Annotated in this window: 13 protein-coding genes and 1 other RNA gene; 5 read left to right on the top strand and 9 right to left on the bottom strand. The window is 58.0% G+C overall.

Annotated elements, in window-relative coordinates; genetic code table 11:
* Positions 1 to 227: 227 nt before the first annotated feature.
* Entirely contained in the window at positions 228 to 1448 is a 1221-nt protein-coding gene (locus ACTRW9_RS00005) for a hypothetical protein (protein ID WP_442426345.1), read from the bottom strand.
* 400 nt (positions 1449 to 1848) lie between these two features.
* Entirely contained in the window at positions 1849 to 4488 is a 2640-nt protein-coding gene (locus ACTRW9_RS00010; RefSeq protein ID WP_442427822.1) for a tetratricopeptide repeat protein, read from the bottom strand.
* A gap of 245 nt (positions 4489 to 4733) precedes the next feature.
* On the opposite strand from ACTRW9_RS00010, the gene ACTRW9_RS00015 reads away from it, so the two are divergent.
* Complete coding sequence (locus tag ACTRW9_RS00015; protein WP_442427823.1) at positions 4734 to 6593, top strand: hypothetical protein; 1860 nt, start codon at positions 4734 to 4736, stop codon at positions 6591 to 6593.
* A 140-nt stretch (positions 6594 to 6733) separates the two neighbouring features.
* Here ACTRW9_RS00015 and ACTRW9_RS00020 read toward each other — a convergent pair whose 3' ends face one another.
* The gene (locus tag ACTRW9_RS00020) at positions 6734 to 8560 is read right to left on the bottom strand and encodes a radical SAM protein (RefSeq protein ID WP_442427824.1); all 1827 of its coding nucleotides are present in this window, start codon (positions 8558 to 8560) and stop codon (positions 6734 to 6736) included.
* A 376-nt stretch (positions 8561 to 8936) separates the two neighbouring features.
* On the opposite strand from ACTRW9_RS00020, the gene ACTRW9_RS00025 reads away from it, so the two are divergent.
* From ACTRW9_RS00025 to ACTRW9_RS00040, 4 genes are all read left to right on the top strand, one after another.
* On the top strand, positions 8937 to 9440 hold the full coding sequence (locus ACTRW9_RS00025) for a hypothetical protein (RefSeq protein WP_442427825.1): 504 nt from the start codon (positions 8937 to 8939) through the stop codon (positions 9438 to 9440).
* A 44-nt stretch (positions 9441 to 9484) separates the two neighbouring features.
* Positions 9485 to 10954, top strand: a complete 1470-nt coding sequence (locus ACTRW9_RS00030; protein ID WP_442427826.1) for a 4Fe-4S dicluster domain-containing protein — start codon at positions 9485 to 9487, stop codon at positions 10952 to 10954.
* Between the two features lie 107 nt (positions 10955 to 11061).
* Positions 11062 to 12837 (top strand): aspartate--tRNA ligase, encoded by a 1776-nt coding sequence (gene aspS / locus ACTRW9_RS00035; protein ID WP_442427827.1) that lies wholly within the window; start codon positions 11062 to 11064, stop codon positions 12835 to 12837.
* A gap of 202 nt (positions 12838 to 13039) precedes the next feature.
* On the top strand, positions 13040 to 14440 hold the full coding sequence (locus ACTRW9_RS00040) for an alpha/beta hydrolase (protein ID WP_442427828.1): 1401 nt from the start codon (positions 13040 to 13042) through the stop codon (positions 14438 to 14440).
* Positions 14441 to 14500: 60 nt separating this feature from the next.
* Here ACTRW9_RS00040 and ACTRW9_RS00045 read toward each other — a convergent pair whose 3' ends face one another.
* The 6 genes from ACTRW9_RS00045 to yajC form a co-directional block, all read right to left on the bottom strand.
* Positions 14501 to 15511, bottom strand: a complete 1011-nt coding sequence (locus tag ACTRW9_RS00045; RefSeq protein ID WP_442427829.1) for an ankyrin repeat domain-containing protein — start codon at positions 15509 to 15511, stop codon at positions 14501 to 14503.
* Between the two features lie 194 nt (positions 15512 to 15705).
* Positions 15706 to 16083, bottom strand: an RNA gene (rnpB, locus tag ACTRW9_RS00050) — RNase P RNA component class A.
* Positions 16077 to 16820 (bottom strand): zinc ribbon domain-containing protein, encoded by a 744-nt coding sequence (locus ACTRW9_RS00055; protein ID WP_442427830.1) that lies wholly within the window; start codon positions 16818 to 16820, stop codon positions 16077 to 16079. The genes rnpB and ACTRW9_RS00055 overlap by 7 nt, the downstream gene beginning before the upstream one ends.
* Before the next feature lie 142 nt (positions 16821 to 16962).
* Entirely contained in the window at positions 16963 to 17871 is a 909-nt protein-coding gene (gene secF / locus ACTRW9_RS00060) for a protein translocase subunit SecF (protein WP_442427831.1), read from the bottom strand.
* 18 nt (positions 17872 to 17889) lie between these two features.
* Positions 17890 to 19446, bottom strand: a complete 1557-nt coding sequence (gene secD, locus ACTRW9_RS00065; RefSeq protein WP_442426357.1) for a protein translocase subunit SecD — start codon at positions 19444 to 19446, stop codon at positions 17890 to 17892.
* A 17-nt stretch (positions 19447 to 19463) separates the two neighbouring features.
* Positions 19464 to 19859: a preprotein translocase subunit YajC gene (yajC, locus tag ACTRW9_RS00070; protein WP_442427832.1), complete on the bottom strand. Its 396-nt coding sequence runs from the start codon at positions 19857 to 19859 to the stop codon at positions 19464 to 19466.
* Between the last annotated feature and the right edge of the window lie 57 nt (positions 19860 to 19916).

A 19916-nucleotide genomic window follows, 5' to 3' on the forward strand; every position in this document is an offset into this window, starting at 1 on the left:
GACACGCAATACAACGATTCGTATTGAATACGAACGTGAACTGCTCCTTCGGATGCTTCTCCTCGTACACATAGGTCATCATGCGACCCAACTGCCAGTTATAGACTTCAGGCATCTTGTAACCTCCCTTGCAACCGGTCCCGATTCGACCAGTTTCCCTGGGTTGTCAATGCTCCATGCGATCCCTAGATTTTACCAGACCGCAACGGTTAAAGTGAAATCCTTTATCAGGACGTTCCCGCACGCAGTTCGTACACCTCGATACAGCGGTCGCAGGCCCCGTCCTTGCTCTCCCAATCGGGAAAATCGATCTGGATGGCTTCAATCACCATCTCGTCGCAGACACTTGCCGGATCGTCCACCCAGTTGTAGGTCGGGAATTTGCACAACGGACAGGGGGAACCCTGCAGGTGGATGTATTCCTGGTCCTCGGGGGTGAAGTCCTCGGTGTAATCAATGTATTTGCTGATCAGGGTTTCAAGGTCCGTAGCCATGGAAAGCAGTTCCTCATGGGTGACCGATTCCGTGTTCCACAGGCCTTCGAAAATACCCCGGCGTTGTTCTTCCGGTATTTTTCGGTAGTAGTTGTCGAATTCCCGGTAACGCGCTTCTTTGGGCATGACCGACTTGATTTTCTTTTTGGCCAGCCGGGCATCCACGTAAACGTTCCACAGCAGGCGGAACCGGGCGGTGATGAGGTTCTTGACCGACGGGTTACCCGGAATGAAAGCGTCTTCGTAGTCGAACTCCGGGTCCATCATGTCGCGGGCGTGCATGAATTCGTGGATCAGGAAGGCTTCCAGTTCTTCATGCTCCTCGGGGTTGGCAAAGCGGCTGGCCAGGACCCGCATCTCGATGACCGGCAGGCCGGAGACGCGGTTGAGCACGTTGGAGCCTTCGTCCACCTTGTTGATGGCCCGCTTGACCATGATCTCCTTGATCTTTTCCTCGAACTGGCGGCCCTCGTCCTCGTATTCGACGTGGCGCTCCACCTCCTCGATATTGGAGGCCGGGGTGTCGTCTTCCAGAGAAGCTTCCTCGGCATTCATGCCCACGGCCTCAGCTTCTTCCCCTGTGGCAACGGCTTCGCCTTCTTCATTTTCGCTTTCAGAATCCTCTTCTGACTCCCCGGACGCCGATGAGGAAGCCCCACCGGGAAGCTCGGCGACGGCCGCAGGCTGGCGGCTGTCCTGGCGCTTGCGCTTGGGAATCAAACCGCACACCTCCAGGGCCTTCAAAACATGATCGCCCAGGCGCAATTTTTCCCGGAAAAACAGTTCATTGACCTTTTCAAACGCTTCTTCCCGGTCGTCTTCCGGAAGTTCGTAGATGGGGTCAGCCAAGGAATGAAATTCATCGTATTCGGCGCGAAATCCGGATCGTTCCAGGTGGTTCAAATGGCGAAAAACGGATTCCTCCATCAACTGCGGACTATAAGTAACTTTCATGGTCTTTCATTCCCGCGGAAGTGTTAAACCCTTCTATTTAAAAACCCAAGACGTGTTTAGTACCTGCGATTTTTATATATGCCGGGCCAATTGTCAAGGCATTATGGAAACGCCCCCAACCCTTGAAAAAAGCCCGCCTGCGAAAACAAACCAGACGGGGGAACACACCTTTAAATTCAGATATACAGGCCGGGGAAATTACCCATAACCCCTTTTAAGTCAACCTATTAAGGACTCAAAACCTCAATATCAGAAAACCTGGATTTCAGGGTTGACAGGAAACCTCATTTCCAAGCCTTCGATGAAACTCTCAAATTTTGCAGCGCCCATTCTCTTCCATGGGTCAAAGGGTCTGGCGAGGCGGTTGCCTTCCCCCGGAACCCGTTTGCACCGCTTTTTTTTATTTCTTGTCGATGCGCTCGGTCATTTTCCGCAGGTGCTCGATGGACGCCATCAACTTCTCCGGATTGCCCAGTTCCTTCGCCACCTCCTCGGCGTGCTTCAGGTACTTTTCGCATTCGTCCTTGCGCGACTCCGCCAGGTTGAGCCGGGCGACGGTCATGTACAACTGCACGAGGTTGGGAATGTGCTTGGCCTGCCGGAACAAGTCGGACGCCTGCACAAAGTACGCGTCGCCTTCCTCGTAATTCTGGCTGCGGAATTTGAGGTTGCCCATAAAGGTGCAGTCTTTCGCCATCCCCACCTTGTCGTCCAACTCCCGGGTGTATTCGAGCGCCTTCAGGTAATGCTTTTCCGCTTCGGGATGGTTGCCGCGCCGGAAGAAGTAGTTGCCGAGACTGCGGTAGTTCTCCGCCTGCTCGCTTTTCTCGAGGTATTTCTGAGACAGGTCCAGCGCTTCCATCAAACTCTGTTCGGCTTTCTCGGTGTACCCCTTTTCCATGTTGATGTTGCCCACATTGCGCAGATCGATACATATTTCTTTCGGATCGTTCATCCTGCGCGAATACTCCAGGGCGGCCTTGTAATGCGGCTCCTCCTTGGCACGCTCGTTGAGTCCGTTGTAAATGGTGGCCAGCGTGCGGTGATCGTAACAGGCGTTGCGGATGTCCTGCAGTGACTCGGCGATCTCGAGGGCGTTTTTGCAGTACTTCTCCGCCTGTTTCCAGTCTTCCTTCTGCAGGTAGAGGTTGCACTGGTTGCGGTAATCCTCCGCCATCTCGCGTTTGTTTCCGGCCTGCTTGTTGAGCTCCAACGCTGCGAGGTAATTTTTCTCGGCGGCGGCCCAGTCGGTTTTCTGCAGACTCAGGTTTCCGAGATTGCGGTAATCGCTGATGAGCCCCTTCGTGTTGTTGCGTTTGCGGTTGACCTTGAGCGACTGGTTGACCACCTTCTCCGCTTTTTCCAGCCGGTTGAGCTGAAGCAGGACATGAACACGATTGCTGTACAGATCGGGCAGGCCAGGGTGCTCCTTCGACTGTTCTTCCCGGATGGCGATGGCCTGTTCGTAAAAGGAATCGGCTTTCTCCAACTCCTGTTTCTGCTCGCACACGCTCGCCAGATTGGCCAGGGTGTTGCTGCGCCCGCCTTCGTCCTTGATCTTTTCCTGGATCGCCAGCGCGTCTTCCAGCGTTTTCTGCACCTTGTCAAGGTCGTTGGCCAGAAAATACACGTTGCTGAGTTCCTTGAGCGCGGCGATGCGCCGGTTGTCGTCCTGCCTGCTCTCTGCGTCTTTCAGGTCACTTGAAATTTCCGCCTCGCGCTTCTCCAGCATTTTGGGATGGCTGACGATGTACACCAGCCGGTCCTGCACGATGGCCAGGCCCTGCGTGTCCTTGAGCGCTTCGTACATGGCCTGTGCGCGTTGCAGAAAATCTTCGGCTTTCTCAAGGTCTTCCTTCTTGAGGTAGATTTCGCCAAGCGCCTCGTACTGCTGGGCCATGCCCGGCCGGTTTTCCAGCTTCTCCATGATCTCAAGCGACTTCTCGAACTGCCCAATCGCCCCGTCCCAGTTTTCCTTCAGGCTCTCCACACGGCCCAGGTTGGCGTAGCCGCGGGCCTCGCCCAGCTGGTCGCGCAGGTCGATCATCAGTTTGAGCGACTGTTCGTAATACTCCCCGGCCTTGTCCAGGTTCTTTTTATGCAGTTGAATGACCCCCAGGTTGCCCAGCAGGTAGGATTTGCGTTTCTGGTCCTGGTTCTCCTCGATGTATTCGAGGGCCTTGAGGAAATTCTCTTCCGCCGGATCGAGGTATTCCGGCTTGCCGGAGACACCTTCCTGCATCAGCGTCCCGCCCAGGTTGGCGTAACTGATGGCGATGGACTGTTTATCGTTGAGGTTTTCCAGCACCTCCACGATTTTCCGGGTGATTTCCGTTACCTTGTCGAAACGCTGGGCCTGGTAGAACATCTCTTCCAGATCCTGGTATTTCTGGATGAGTTCCTGCGTGCGGTTTTCCTTTTTCAGCCTCTCGATCTCCGGCCAGGCGGCCTCTTCTTTCGAGGCGAGGTAATCCGGGTGAGCGCGCAGGGCTTTGAGCTGTTCTTCGACGAAGCTCAGTTTGTCGGCGTCTTCTTTTTGCGACAGCAGGGCCGAGCGCGCGGTTTCAAAATATTTTTCCGCCGCGGCGAAATCCTTTTTCTGCAGGGCGATGTTGCCCAGGTTTTCGCTGTAGAGGACCTGTGCCTGCACGTTTTTGTCTTCCTCCACCAGCTTGAGCACTTTCGCGTAATGCTCCTCCGCCTTGTCGAGATCGCCTTTGTATAGATTGACGTGACCGAGGTTGCCAAGGGTGCTTTCGATGCCCATGCGGTCATTCAGCTTTTCCATGAGCGTCAGCGATTCGGAATAAAACTCCTCCGCCTTGTCAAAACGCTTGCTTTGAAAATTCAGGTTGCCCAGGTTGCCAAGCACGTAGGCCTGCCCCAGTTCGTCGCCCGCCTGCTTCATGTGATCGAGGGCGGTCATGAAATGAGATTCGGCTTCCACGAGCTGGTTTTTCTGCAGGCAGGACAGGCCCATCTTTTCGTATTTGCGGCCTTCGCCGCGCGGGTCGTTCTTTTGGGATTCCTTGGTTTCCATGCAACCTCTCACTGATTTATAAAGAAAAAGCACCCCGCATCCGGCAAGTCTCCAGACCGGATGTAAAAATCTGAATTCATTGGAAACAAAAGGGATTATAGAGAGCCCGGAGGGGGGTGTCAATAAAAGCTCCCCCACTGTCGGAAAGCCGCGGCAGCAGACCCTCAAAAGCCGGTTGCGCGATTGACACACCCCCGGCCCCTCCCTATAATCGCCGGAAATTTAACCTGTTCAAAGGCAATCCCGTGACCGACCCCAAAACTTTCCTGGACGCACTCCAGCGGCCGGGCAACGTGGCCTTCGCCACCAGCCAGGCGGAACTCGAATCGCTTCAACAATCCCTGCCCGGTCTTCGGCACACGGCGGAAGACGGGTCGGAATACTGGCATGCGGGCGAAACCCCTTCCGCCGCCACCACACGCATCAAGCGCTACCCCACCGGGCATCGGGTCTTTTACACGCAGGAAGGCAAACGGTTCCTCATGACCGACCCGCAGGGCCACACCCTGCACGAGGTGGAATGGCAGGCGGACGCCGCCTCCGGCGAGTCGCGGTTCAAGCACGTGCGTATGCAGCTGGACTGCCGTCAGTGGGTGGGCATCCGGCCGCGCGCCAAGAAATACACCAACCGCATCAACATCTCCAGCATGCCCGGGTGGGAACGCATGACGCTGGACGACCTGCGGAAAGGCGCGTCGCAGGCGTGGCGGGTGCCCTACTCGGAGGTGAAGTATTTTTACCACGACGAAAACTTCGTGGAAGTCGGCAAAGGGGAGTACGACGTGCAGTTGTTCAAGGACGGGCTGTACGTCCTCATCGAGGGCGGCTGGGAAAAGACCGTGTTCATCAGCTACATGTTCACCGTCAACTGGGACCGGCTGGACCTGATCCCGGTGGTCGAGCTGTTCCAGTCCACCCTGCCCGGCACCGGCGGCGCGGCCTTCGAGTTCATCTGGGGTCTCTATGAAGACCAGTCGCGTGAGGAAGAACTGCCGCCGCTCCGTTACCGCGGCCTGCCGACCTATCCGTCGAAAGAGGCGTTCAACATCTTCAACGCATTTTTCGAGCCGAAGGGCCCGAAGAGCGAGGACATCCTGAACGTATTTCTCAACCCCGACCGCTCGCATGAAATCGAGTGGACGCCGCGCGCCAATCCGCCGTGGCGTTATTTCCACGACCAGCACAACGTCAGCGTCACGGTGCAGGACGGGTTCCTGTACAAGGTGTCGGTGGTGGACGACGCAGTGGCGGTGCCGTACATCAACACGGCGCAGGGAAGTGGACCCTGCCAGCGGTACCTGGAGGTGATGGGGGGCAGGGTGATCCTGCACGACGGCGCGGACACGCGCGAGATCGCGCTCGATGCCGAATGGCAGGTGACGGTGGAGGACAGCCAGCCCAAATCCCCGCCTGCGCACCCGTTCGGCTGGCGGCATTTTTTCAGCGACGGTCTGCCGACCATCGATCCGGTCAAGGTGCTGTTCACCGTGCCCGTGTACCCGGACGGCGACGAGGAAATTCACGAACCGACGCTCCAGCCGATGGCGGTGGACCAGATCCTGCACTACATGGAGCAGCACGACGACATGCCCGAGCGGCTCGAAAAAGTTCAGCGCGTGCTGGTGCACACGTTCGACACGGTCATCGCCGGATGCATTGACTGCACGCGGGACCGGGAATACGTGGTGCTGTACAGCGATCCCGAGTTCGCGCAGAAAAACGCGCAGGAGTTGTGGAACTACGCGGCGTCCCGCAACCAGCTGGAGAACGTGAGGCGGGTGCGGTTCCTGAAAGAAGAAACGCACGTCGAGAAGGCGTACCAGGAACAGTACGACCTGGTCTACAAATGGGTCCCGTTTTTCTACCACACCGACCGCGACATCTGCGAGAAGATCCTGATGTCGGTGGTCCAGGTGCTGGCGCCGGGCGGGCTGGCGTTTCTGGTGGCACCGTGGCCGCTCAAGGGGCTGCTCGATGCGTATGGGCTGAACGTGCTCAACGCCGACCGCATCGTCGAGATGCCCTTCTTCCAGCAACACCTCAAGATGTGCCCCGAAAACCAGGCCAACCCGGACGTCACCGTCTTCTTCGTGGAAAAGAAATAAGGAAAGATTTCGCTACGGCAAACCTGCTGGGGGCTTCCACCTTCTCCGAAGGGAGAACCGGCAGGATTTTGCTCAACGCCCATTTCCAAATTCATCCGCCGCCTCCGGGCTCAGCCCTACTCCCCCATTGGCGTGGCCGACTACAGGATGACTTCGGGGGCCATCTGGGTTTGGGATTCGGGATGGTTGCGCACGTAGAGCTGCGGCAGGTCGTTGGTGCCGTAGTGGGTGATGTACAGGTACACGTGCTCGCGGGCGTTGACGCGCAGCGCCCACGGATCGTAGTCGTCGCGGTAAAACTGCTCGTAGCGTTGCATCGCTTCCGGGATGGAGAGGCCGTTCTCCGGCGTGTAGTAGTAGTCGAGCGCCAGGTCGTGTTCCGGGTTCACCTGCACGTCGATCTTCGTCTCCTCCATCATGTCCCACACCGGCGCGTGCTTGTAGAGCACGAAGAAATACATCTCCACCGAGTGAATGATGTCCTGGTTGTCGAGCAGGAACCTTCGCGTGTCTTCGGCTTCCTCCTGCGTTTCGCTGGGGAACCCGAAAAAGCCCATGACATGGCTCCAGATACCAACGCGCTTCGCCTCGTTGAGGTTCTTGATGGCGACGTCGATCTTGGTGTCCTTCTTGACCAGTTTGATGATGCGCTCGTTGGCCGACTCCAGCCCGAAGTAAAGACTGCGGCAGCCGGACTTCGCCGCCATCTCCCAGCATTCCGGGTCCAGCAGGGATTCCTCAAAGCGGATCAGCGTCGTCCAGAACAGGTCGAGTTTGGCATCGATCATCATCGGCGGCAGTTTGCGGAACAGTGCCGGCGGGAACGATTCGTCGGTGAACAAAATGTGCTTGGCCTGGTACTTCTCCTTCATCTCCTTCAGCTCTTCGATGATGCGGTCGGCGTGCTTGGCGCGGTACTGGTCGATGTACCCCGCGCCGTGATCGCAGAAGGTGCACTTGCCCCAGTAACAGCCTCGCGTGCCGAGGTACGGCAGGATCTTGTCCGGCACGAAATACTTGTCGAACGGCATGCCGTCGAAATCCGGGATCGGCAGTTCGTTGACGCGCTCGGTGTGGAGCTTGTCGTTCACCCGCACCTGACCGGTTTCGTCCTTCCAGATCAGGTTCGGCACGTCGGAGAGCGGGCGACCGTCTTCCAGCGCGCGCACCAGTTCCACCAGCGCGTGTTCGCCCTCGTAGGCGACGAGCGAGTGGAACGCGCGGTCGAAAAATTTCGGCTTTTTGGCGATTTCGTCCTTCAGGCGGGTGGTGATGTTGCCGCCGACGGTGACATGAATACTCGGATACTTTTTGCGAATGAGCTGGGCGAACGTCATGCCCGCCATCAACTGCACCGGCGTGCCGATGGAGATGCCGACGACGTCCGGCTGTTCCTCATCGATCGCCGGGTACACCAGCCGCTCGCACAGGTCGATGTAAATATTCACGTCGCGGTCGTGCGGGGCGCGGAACAGGTCTTCCGACACCCACGGCCGGTACACGTTCAGGTTGCTCTCGATGGGATAAAAATTGATCGAAGCCGGGTAATAGGAAATGGAGATGAACTCCATCACCTCGCGGAAGGCATTGAGCGCCCATTCCAGCTTTTCCACTTCATAGAACTCCGGTCCCCGGGTGATTTCCTTGGCGCGCTCAACCTTTTTCGCATGGTGCGGAATGTCCACGTAGGTGTACTGGATGAACCCTTCCTTGAGCTGACGTTCCTCGTCTGTCAGCCCTTCTTTCTGCTCTTTTTCCATCAAGCGCATCAGACGAGCCTGTATACGCTCCCGGACAAACTCCAGATAATCCCGGGTGAAATAATGGTCGAACGCCTCGACGTTGATGTCTTTGAGCACGGTGGGGATGCCGTTCTGGCGGAGAACCGCCGCCAGGCTGGGCAAAGCCAGATAAGGGGCTGTAGGCACCCATTCCGGCGGAAAGATGAGCATCACTTTTTTATTCATGGCCTGTCGGAATGTATGAAAATCCAAACCGCCCCGCGATCGGGCGCCGACCGGAAAGGATAGGTTTATCAAGTGATTCCACTTCCTATTTTGTATCGGCCATATGCTATCATATTTGGAGGATCAATTCTGACCGGATATGGAAAATTCATGGAATTTTCCGGGTCCCTCGGCCCCCGTCGGACCGTGGCCACCCCCCTGTCCCCCGCACCGGGTTTTGATTCCGGCGGGCCAAGCACTTGTGCTAGGATGGGTTTTATTGAAGAGTCCCGAGTTAACGGTTTGTTTTGGGTCCCGTTGACGTCCCGCAGGGCGCAGGGCCGCAGGCCGGATCCGAAACCGGCAACACCCGCGAAGAGGAGTGGAAAACAGAATCATGGCAGGAAACGATACCAACCCCGAAATCAAAGCCAAGATCATGCTCGACGAAGCAAATCTGGCATTTTGTGAAACCGCCGAACGTAAAGACGAACCGGGCAACCGCAACAAGGAAGGGTCCGCCTGGGAACAGGGCAAGATGGACGGCGAGTTCGACGAAGAGGATTACGAACGCATCCTGGAATTGCAGCTGGAAGCGGCCAACATTTGCGACACGCATCCGGATCTGGAGGGCAAAACCTCGGAGTTGTTCCAGAACGTCACCGCAGACAACGCCGATGAGATCATCAAGCAGATCATGGACGAACCGGACATCCGCGACCTCGCGCGCATCGCCGTCACCATTTTCCTCCTGCGGTTCCCTACGGTGCAGTCCTTCGTCAACAAAGGACATCCGCTGGTGCTGGCCACGGACGAATACATGCTGGAAAATGCCGACGCGCAGAACTGGCACGATTACAAGAACATCGCCCGGGACATGGGCTGGGACCCCGCCGATTGAGCTCCGTTCCTTTATCGTGGTTTCCGCTTTAGGATAGAACCGTCATGTCGCTCCGCTACCGCCTCAACAAGGAAAGATTCAAGGGCAAGAAGCTGCCCCCGAAGATCCGCACCAACGAGGACCACGTCTCCGAGGACCAGCGCGGCGACTTGACTTCCAGCGATATGGAATTTGAAGCGGTCCGCCGCTTCAAGGATGCGGTGAAGAAACCCATTGAGGAATCCGAATTCTCCCGCCGCGGCCTGTTCTCCCACCTCAACCGGTTGAAGGAATACTCGGACGAATCCGAACGCCTCGAAGCCGAAAAAAACCCCACCAAAAAGAAAAAACGCAAGAAGAAGAAAAAAGCAAAAGTCGAAGAGGGCATCGAGACCGGCGAGACCGGCGTCGCCGAGGCGGCAGCCGATTCGGGTGCGGAGGAAGCCGTTGCGGACGCCATCGCAGAGCCTGCATCCGATACGGCGGTCGAGGAAGAACCGAAGCCGAAAAAAGGGTTCTTCCGCCGCGTGAAGGAATACTTTTATCCTTCCCTGGAACTCGAAGAAGCCAAACCGAAGCCGAAACCCAAACCGAAAGCCCCGCCAAAGCCCACTGTCAAAGTGGAAGGGGAATCCCCAGACGGCGTGGCGATACCGACAGGAGCCGAAGACACAACCGCGCGATCGGCGGAACTGGAAGCACACGACGCTTCAACGGAAATCCCGCAGGAAGAGGAGGAACGCGATCCGGATGACAAGGAAATGGATCGGCGCTACATGCTCCGGCAGAGTGTCCACTTCTTTGCCAAGCCGACGGTAGACAACATCCAGGGCAAGATCGACAAGGTCAACACCGCCTTCGACAGGATCACCAAGCGCCCTCCCCTGCTGCGCCCGCCGGGGGCGATCTCCGAGCGCGAGTTTCTGAACGCCTGCACGCGGTGCAGTGACTGCGTCAACGCCTGCCCGAAGGACGCCATCCTGAAGGTGCCGAAAAAGATGGGCTTCCTCATCATGGACACGCCGTACATCGATCCGGCCAAGGTGCCGTGTGTCATGTGCGACGGCCTGCCGTGCATCGCCGCCTGCGAGGAAGGCGCGCTGTTGCCGGTGCCGGGCGGCCCGCGCGACGTCGAGATGGGGTACGCCATTCTGGATAAGAAAAAATGCCAGGCCTACGGCGACGGTTTCTGCCAGCAGTGCCTGATCGACTGCCCCATCCCGGGGGCCATCACGCAGGACCGCGAGAACCGGCCCACTATCCACAAGGACGTGTGCACCGGCTGCGGGGTGTGCGTGCGGTCCTGCGGCACGGTGAACATCCCCGTCGCCATCAAGGTGAAACCGCAGATGGTCATCGAGTACCAGCAACGCAAGAAGGAACGCGAAAAGCAGAAAGCGGAACTGGAAGCCCGCCGTCAGCAGTTGCAAGCCGAGCAGGCCCGGCAGGAGACGGCCACCGCCACTGAGGAACCTCCGGAGGAAGGCGGGGAGGATTCCACCACGCCGGACGGAACGCGTTCCGAAGAACCGTGAGCTCCCCCCCGAACTCCGGCAATTATCCCCTTGCAACCGCGCGGCAATTTGAGTAACTTGTTGGCTTCAATTTTTCAGCCATTTAAACCGATTCCACCACCGCTTCCATGACCCAGAAATTCGTAAGGACCCACCATTGCAATGAATTGCGCGAGGGCGACCTCGATAAAACCGTCACCCTGTGCGGCTGGGTGCACACCCGCCGCGACCACGGTGGGCTCATTTTCATCGACCTTTGGGACAAGCGCGGCCTCACCCAGGTTGTGCTGAATCCGCAGATCGACCAGCTCGCGCACCAGGAAGCGCAGTCCCTCCGTGGCAATTACGTCATCGCCGTCACCGGCACCGTGAGAAAACGCCCGGAAGGCATGGTGAACCCGAAACTGGAGACCGGCGCCATTGAGGTGTATGTCGCCGACCTCGCCATCCTGAACAAATCCGAGACGCCCCCCTTCCCCGGCTGGGAGGAAGCGGAAGTCTCCGAAGCCCTGCGTCTCAAACACCGTTACCTGGACCTGCGCTCGCCGGACCTGCAACGCAATCTGAAAACGCGCTACGACATCACCCGCGTGGTGCGGAACGTTTTGCATGAAGCGGACTTCACGGAAGTCGAGACGCCCATGCTCACCAAGAGCACGCCGGAAGGCGCACGCGACTACCTGGTGCCGAGCCGCCTCAACCCGGAAAAGTTCTATGCCCTGCCGCAGTCGCCGCAGTTGTTCAAACAGATCCTGATGGTGTCCGGGCTCGACCGTTATTTCCAGATCACCAAATGCTTCCGCGACGAGGACCTGCGCCAGGACCGTCAGCCGGAGTTCACGCAGATCGATATGGAGATGTCGTTCATCGACGAGCCTCAGTTGTTCCAGTTGATCGAGTCGATGATGAAGACCATTTATAAAGAGGTGAAGGGCATCGACATCCCGACGCCATTCCCGATCCTGAAATACCAGGACGCGATCGACCGCTACGGCTCGGACAAGCCGGACCTGCGGTTCGATCTGGAGATCGTCGACCTCTCCAAAGAAGTCGAGGGCACCGACTTCAAGGTGTTCGCCGAAGCGCTCAAGAACGGCGGGCAGGTGCGGGCGCTGAACGCCAAGAAAAGTTCGGAAGCGCTGTCGCGCAAGGTGCTCGACGACCTGACCGAGGTCGCCAAGACTTACGGGGCCAAGGGCATGGCATGGATCAAGGTCAACGCCGACGGTCTGCAGTCGCCCATCGCCAAATTCTTCAAGAAGGAAATGCTGGACGCGATGATGGCGAAGCTGGGCGCGGAGGTGGGAGACACCATCGTGTTCGCCGCCGACACGCCGCGCATCGTCGCCGACTCGCTGGCGCACCTGCGCCTCGCCATCGGCAAGCACCTGAACCTGATCGACACCAGCCTCATCCGCTTTGCGTGGGTGACGGAATTCCCCCTGCTGGAATGGGACGAGACCGAAAAACGCTACGTCGCCATGCACCATCCGTTCACCTCACCCATGGAAGAGGATCTGGGCAAGATGGAATCGGACCCCGGCTCCATGCGGGCACGTGCGTACGACCTCGTGCTGAACGGCAGCGAGATTGGCGGGGGCAGTATCCGTATTCACAATCAGGAGGTTCAGGAAAAAATGTTCGGCCTGCTCGGTATCGACAAAGAAGAAGCGCAGGCGAAGTTCGGCTTCCTCCTCGAAGCGCTGCAGTACGGCGCGCCGCCGCACGGCGGCATCGCCTTCGGGCTGGACCGCATCGCCACCATCCTCTGCGGTGCCGCGAGCATCCGCGACGTCATCGCCTTCCCCAAAACGCAGAAGGCGACGTGCCTGATGACGCAGGCTCCCTCCGCCATCGACCCCAAACAACTCAAGGAACTCAAACTCAAGTTCGACCTCTCCTGACCCCGGCCCCGCCGGGAGGGCCCCGCCACGTGGGGAGGCCATGGGCTACTGCCCGGTAGTCACGGCGATGGTCCGTGGGCACTATTCCAGATCCATCTCAGCGGTTCCTCACAGGAATCCTCTTACAATTCCCCGCCAATTTCTTATAATGGGGCCGCGTCCTGACCTCATCCGTCACCCCGCATGCAGAAGGAGTGTCCCGATGAAATCCAAACCTGTATTCAAAATCATCTGCCTGCTGGCAGTCGTCCCCTTCTGGCTGGCCTGCACGCAGACCGGATCGTGGCAAATCAACAAAAGCCCCGTATCTTCTTCCGCTACGGAAACTTCGCAATCGAAAACGGAAACCAGCAAACCCAAGACGAAGTCGGATTCGGTCGCCGCCCTCAAGAAAAAGTTTCCCGGCGATGAAGCGTTTGAGAAGAAATCAACAGAATCATTCTCACCCTCGAAACCCCAAATGGAAGAAACCGGACACCCCACGGTTTCAGCTGAGATCGGGTCGCTGGAAGAACCGCAGTTCGAACAGCCGGAAGTGCACGCTCCGAGCGGCACCGAGGAGATCGGTTCCACCATGCCGCTGTTTGAGGACACGGCCAAGCAGCAAAAAGGATTTGTCGTAACAAACGTTTTTTACGGAACCACGCGCAAGTACACTGGCGTCAAGATCTCCCCCAAGTTTTACGGCGGCGATGCGGCGGACGAACTGGAGTACGGGGTCGCCACCATCTCCGTGCCCACCGACCCGAAGATGCGCAGCAAAGGAAGCCTCACCACGCCGCTGACCATCTTCGAAGTTCAATTGGAAAAAGAGGATCCCAAAAAACACGTGATCCTGAGAAACGCGGGAAGGTTGCCCCGGGAAGTCTTCCTGGAACGGTTGAACGGCAGTCTGGCCGAGCACCCGGCAATGCTGGTTTTCGTGCACGGCTTCAACAACACCTTCGAATACGCCGTGCAGCGCGCCGCACAACTGGCTTATGACCTGGAATTCGACGGCACATCGGTCGTTTTCAGCTGGCCGTCAAACGGGCAGGCACAGGATTACATCAAGGACGCCAACCGCATCCGTGCCGCCGCTATTGACCTTCGCATGTTTTTAAAAACCCTGCACAAGGGAACACAGGCGAAGTCGGTGTACCTGGTGGCGCACAGCATGGGGAGCGTGGCACTCACCAACGCCCTGCACGACCTCGCACTGGAGATGAAGGAACAGGAAAGCCCGATCTTCAACGAGGTCATCCTCGCCGCGCCGGACATCGACCAGATCGAGTTCGAAAAACTGTTCTCCGAGTTCAAACGCATCACGGCCCGCACCACGCTGTACGCATCGAGCCGCGACCAGGCGCTCATCATCTCTCGGGAGGTGAACGGGTACCGGCGGGCGGGCGACTCCACCGGCGGCATCCTCACCCTGCCCGGGCTGGATTCCATCGACGTCTCCCGCCTGGACACCAACCTGATCGGGCACTCCTACTTCGGCGACAACAAGTCGGTGATCTCGGACATCTACCGGCTGATCCGCGGCAGTCCCATCTACCAGCGCGGCAAACTGGTGAAACGTTCCCTCAAAGGCTTGACCTTCTGGGAATTCATCCCCTGACCTCTTAAACATAAAAAAAGCCGTCCCGACCGGGACGGCTTTTTCTTTTTTAATGCGTGATCATTGCCCAGCTTGTTTGCGCTTCACCAGTTCGGCGGTGATGAGGTCGGCGATATTCTGGTGGGCGTGTTCGATGGCGACATCCAGTGGTTCCTGGTTGTTCCCGTTTTTGGCGCGCAAGTCGATGCCTTTTTCGATCAACGTATCGGCAACGCTGTAATTTCCCTTTTCCGCCGCGACGTGCAGAAGACTGCCTTCCGGCACCTGCTGGTTGGGATCCGCCCCTTTGTCGATCAGCATTTCCGCCACCGTGCTGTGGTTGGAATCGACCGCATAATACAAGGCCGTTTTGCCCGCCTTGTTCTTGCGATGCACATCCGCACCCCGGTCCAGCAGCACCCCCACCACGTGGAAATGCCCTTTCTGCGCGGCGATGTGGAGCGGCGTGTCCTCGGCCTGCGGCGGACCGTACAGCGGAGCGCGATGGGTGAGAAGGATGCCCACAATATTATCATTGCCCTGGCGGGCGGCAGCCATGATGGGCGACGGCCCCGGCGGGTTCACCGAGGCTCCCTTCTGGATCAGGAATTTCACCATCTCCGTTTCGTTTCCCAGAACTGCCAGGTACAACGGTGTGTACCCCTTGTTGTCCGCCTGATCGACCGCCAGCTTGCGGTTGATGAGACTGAGCGCCACACGCTGGCGTCCGTTGAGCGCGGCGTGGTGCAGGGCGTTGCGGCCGTTGTCGTCGATGGCATCCAGGTCAGCGCCGTTCTCGAGCAGGGTTCTCACCACTATTTCGTTGCCTTCAAACGAACCCAGATGGAGAGGCGTGCGCTTGTCGTTGTCGCGTGCGTTCACGTTGGCGCCGCGGTCGAGCAGGATACGGGTGACCTCCTCGCGGCCTTTTTCAGCAGCAAAGTGGAGGGGGGTTTTGCCTTCCGTGCCGGGCTTGTTGACCTCGACGCCTTCATTCAGGTGACGCCGCACTTCCTTCTGGTTGTTGTAGATGACCGCCTGCTCGAGGGTTTGCGTCGGCAGGATCATACACCCGCCCGCAAACAGTATCATGGCCAAAACAAAGATATACTTTCTGGAACGAAAAAAAGGGAAATGCATATTGGATTGAAACCGAAAAAGAGATTGGCCGTCCCGGGGCCGGAACAATCTGGTTTGGAGTCCCTGTGGCCGGGGCCACAGCCGGGAATGAAAATGCAATCGAAGAAGAAGTCGCCGAAACGGCGCGGCCGACCGGAAGCTGGACGGCAAGAAGTAAACCTGTAAGCCGGGTTCTGTTCTCCGTGCCGGAGCACGGAGCGATGATCATCAATCTAGGCCTGCCGTTGCCGACAGGCTCGAGCGATCAACCCGAAAGCATCGGACGGGCCGCCCTCATGCGCTTTCCTATTTGATCTTGCTCCGGATAGGGTTTGCCAGCTGCCGCCGTCACCGGCGGCACTGGTGGGCTCTTACCCCACCTTTTCACCTTTGCCGCCGCAGGCGAACCTGCGGGTGGGCCGTTTGTTTTCTGTGGCACTTTCCTTAAGGTCGCCCCCACTCCGCGTTACGGAGTATCCTGCCCTGTGGAGCCCGGACTTTCCTCCCTCCCGCTGGCGCGGGACGGCGATCATCCGGTTTACTTCGACACCGCCGTTTCGGTTTCCTCTTCTTCCGGTTTGGGAATGAAATACAGGTACCGGTCGCAGAACTGGCACTGGTGAATTTTGTCGGGAGACGTCCGCACCTCCAGTGCCACCTGCGGCTGAATCTGCTGATGGCATCCCTGGCACACCTCGCCTTCGACTTTCACCACCGCCACGCCGCGGGCCTTGCGCAGTTTTTCGTAATGCGCCGCCATTCTGGCATCGACGGATTGGACCGCCTCCTGGCGTTTGTCCTGAAGCCCCTGCAATTCCGCCTGGGTGCGGCTCAGTTCTTCTTCTTTTTTCTTTTTGTATTCGTCGAACTTATGGCGCTCGCCGTTGAACTCCTTTTCGAGGTCCGGGATCTGAGCTTCCTTCTCCTCAAGCGCCTCCATGACCTCCAGCTCCTTTTCCTCGATGCCGTCGATCTTGACCTTGATGGCGTCCACTTCCGCGAGGATGGCGCTGTACTCCTTGTTGGTTTTCACCGTGGGCAGCTTGGCCCTGGTCTTGGCGATACGGTCCTGCTCCGCCTGCACATCCTGTTCGCACTGCTTTCGTTTCTTCTTGAGCTCTTCGATTTCCTGCTGAAGGGCGTTCAGCGCGCCTTTTTTGCCTTCCAGTTCCTTCTCCCCCGCCGCGACCTGTTTGGGGATGAGGTCCACCAGTTCCTGAATTTCGGCGATTTCGTTGTCCATCTGCTGGATAATGACCAGTTTTTGTAATTGAGGGTTCATGGAACGCCGTATTTATGGGTATTTAACGAATGTCTGTCTTGGGATCAAATTTAGCACGCACCTTGCGGGCATTGCAACTTATATCCCGGAAGCGGGAACTCGGGACCGGATCGGTGGAACCGGAGACGGGGATGGGCCGATGTCAGGCTTTTTTCGGGCGCTTGGAGCGGGCTTCCCAGAACACCAGAAACACACTGGCAATGAAGATCGAGGAATACGTGCCAATGGCGATGCCCACCAGCAGAGCGAAGGAGAAGTCGTGAATGATCTCGCCGCCCAGGAAAAACAGGGCCAGCACCACGAGCAGGGTGGTGCCGGAAGTCAAAAGCGTGCGGCTCAGGGTCTGGTTGATGCTGGTGTTGATAGACGAGGCCAGCGTTTCCTTGCCGCGCCGGCGGGTGTTCTCGCGGATGCGGTCGAACACGACTATGGTGTCGTTCAACGAATAACCAATGATGGTCAGGAAGGCGGCGACGATGACCAGCGTGAACTCCTTGTCCATCACCGAAAACGCGCCCATGGTGATGGTGACGTCGTGAATGAGCGCGATGATGGCGGCGATTGCATACTGGAACTCAAACCTCCAGGAGATGTAAATGACGATGCCGATGATGGCATAGATGATGGACAGCACCGCTTTCTGCCGCAGGTCCTGACCCACCTTGGGACCGACCATCTCCACGCGCTCCACCTCGATTCCAGTGATGCCCAGGCTTTTTTCCAGTGCACTGGTCACCTGCGAGCCGATCTCCTGCAATTGTTCTTCGGACCCTTCGAGCTGAATGAGGATATCGTTCTTCGTGCCGAATTCCTGGATGGTGCTGTCGCCCAGTCCGACATCCTTCAATCCGGCACGGATGCTGTCGATGGATGGAGGAGTGGGAAACCGCAACTGGACCAGCGTGCCGCCGGAGAAGTCGATGCCGTACTTGAGTCCCCCCTGCACGGCGATGGAGGCGAGACTGATCAGGATCAACAGGCCGGAGAACATGATGGCTCCCTTGATCTTGCCCATGAAATCGAATCGGGTTTCTTTTTTGATCAGTTCCATATGCCTGTTTGGGTCTCTCTAGCCGATGCTGAGGGTGTTGATCTTTTTCCGCGCCATGGCGGAATCGAAAATGGTGCGGCTCACGAACACCGCGGTGAACATGCTGGCCGCGATGCCGATGCAGAGCGTGATGGCGAACCCCTTGATCGGGCCGGTTCCGAACTGGAACAGGACGATCGCCGCAATGAACGTGGTGACATTGGCGTCCACGATGGTGCTGAGTGCCTTGGCGAAGCCCGCGTCGATGGCGGCGCGGACGGGTTTGCCGATCCGGATTTCCTCGCGAATGCGTTCAAAGACCAGCACGTTGGCGTCGACCGCCATGCCGACGGTCAGTATGATGCCCGCGATGCCCGGCAATGTGAGCGAAGCGCCGAAATACGCAAGCGCCCCCAGCAACAACACGAGGTTCAGGAACAGCGCGGTCACCGCGATCACGCCCGACAGGCGGTAGTAGATCATCATGAAAATCAGCACCATCACAAATCCGGCGGCGATCGAGGTCACGCCCGCTTCTACCGAGTCGCGGCCGAGGGACGGGCCGATGGTGCGGTTTTCGAGAATGACCACCGGCGCCGGCAGCGCGCCTGCACGAAGCGCTATGGCCAGATCGCGCGCTTCGTTGGTGGTGAAGCGTCCCGTGATCTGGGCGCGGCCACCGGGAATCTCTTCACGGATCACCGGCGCGGAATAGACGTTGTTGTCGAGAACGATGGCAACGCGCTTGCCGAGGTGGTCTTTTGAAAGCTGGTAAAACTGCTGGCCGCCCAGGCTGTTGAAGGTGAGCGCGACGTACGGTTCGTTGAACTGGTTGTCGAAGCGGACTTCCGCGGCGGTGAGGGTGTCACCGGTCATGATGGGACGTTCTTTTATGAGGAAAGGCTCCTTGGTCACTTCGCCGGTTTCCTCGTTTTCGATGCGCTGGTACAGCACCTCACTCCCCATGGGGGCGCCTTCATTCAGAGCCTGCTGGGGACTCATCGACTCATCCACGGCCTTGAACTCCAGCCGCGCGGTTTTGCCGATCAGGTTGATGGCCCGCTCCGGTTCCTCGATGCCCGGCAGTTGCACCAGAATGCGCCGCTCGCCCTGAACCTGGATGGCGGGTTCCGAGACGCCGAACTGGTCCACGCGGTTGCGGATGGTTTCCAGCGCCTGCTGAACCGCGTTTTCCTTGATGAATTTGATCTCTTCTTTTGTGACCTGGTAGATCAGTTCCAGCCCGTCCCGCTCCGTGCCCAGCAGTTTCATGTTGGGATAGCTCTTGACCGCTTCGGTCGTGGTGGGGGTGTCGATCGTATCGACCAGGATGATGTGGACGGTCATGTCCTCCTGCAGGGCGAACACACGTTCGAGCTCGATGTCCTCATCCTGCAGGGCGCGCTTGATGTCGTCGGCCCTTTGTTCCAGCGCGCTCTCCACCGCCTTTTCGGTCTGCACCTCCAGCACCAGGTGCATGCCTCCCTGCAGGTCGAGCCCGAGGTTGATCTTCTCATCCACCGGGTACGCCAGCCACACCGCGCCCAAAAGCACGGCAAAGATCAGCGGGATTTTCCATTTGAGATCGCGAAACATATCAGGCCGTCAGAAACTCACTCTTTGTCTTTGTCTTTTTCGTCTTTGTCTTTATCTTTGTCTTTTTTGCCTTCGGGGCGGGATTCGCCGGTGCCCTTGACGCGGCCGATGGCGGAACGCTCGATCTTGATGCGCACGTTGTCCGCGACCTGGAGTGTCACCACGTCATCCTTGATCTTCTTGATGGTGCCGTGAATGCCGCTCAGGGTGATGATGTTCTCGCCTTCCTTCAGCTCGTTGAGCATCTGGCGGGCTTTGGCCTGCTTTTTCTGTTCCGGGCGGATGAGCACGAAATAGAAAATGAGGAACATGATGATGAGCGGCGGCAGAAACGAAAGCGCGCCGCCGGGGGGCTCGGGTTGCTGCCCCTCCGCCTGAGCAACGAGAATGTGGATCCAACCTAAATCAGGCATGGTGCCGGACCTTCCTTATAGATATGAAAGTGGTGGACAGGATTCAGAGAACCTGGA

Source organism: Nitrospina sp. 32_T5 (assembly GCF_052156635.1).
In the GTDB taxonomy this organism is placed as follows: domain Bacteria; phylum Nitrospinota; class Nitrospinia; order Nitrospinales; family Nitrospinaceae; genus Nitrospina.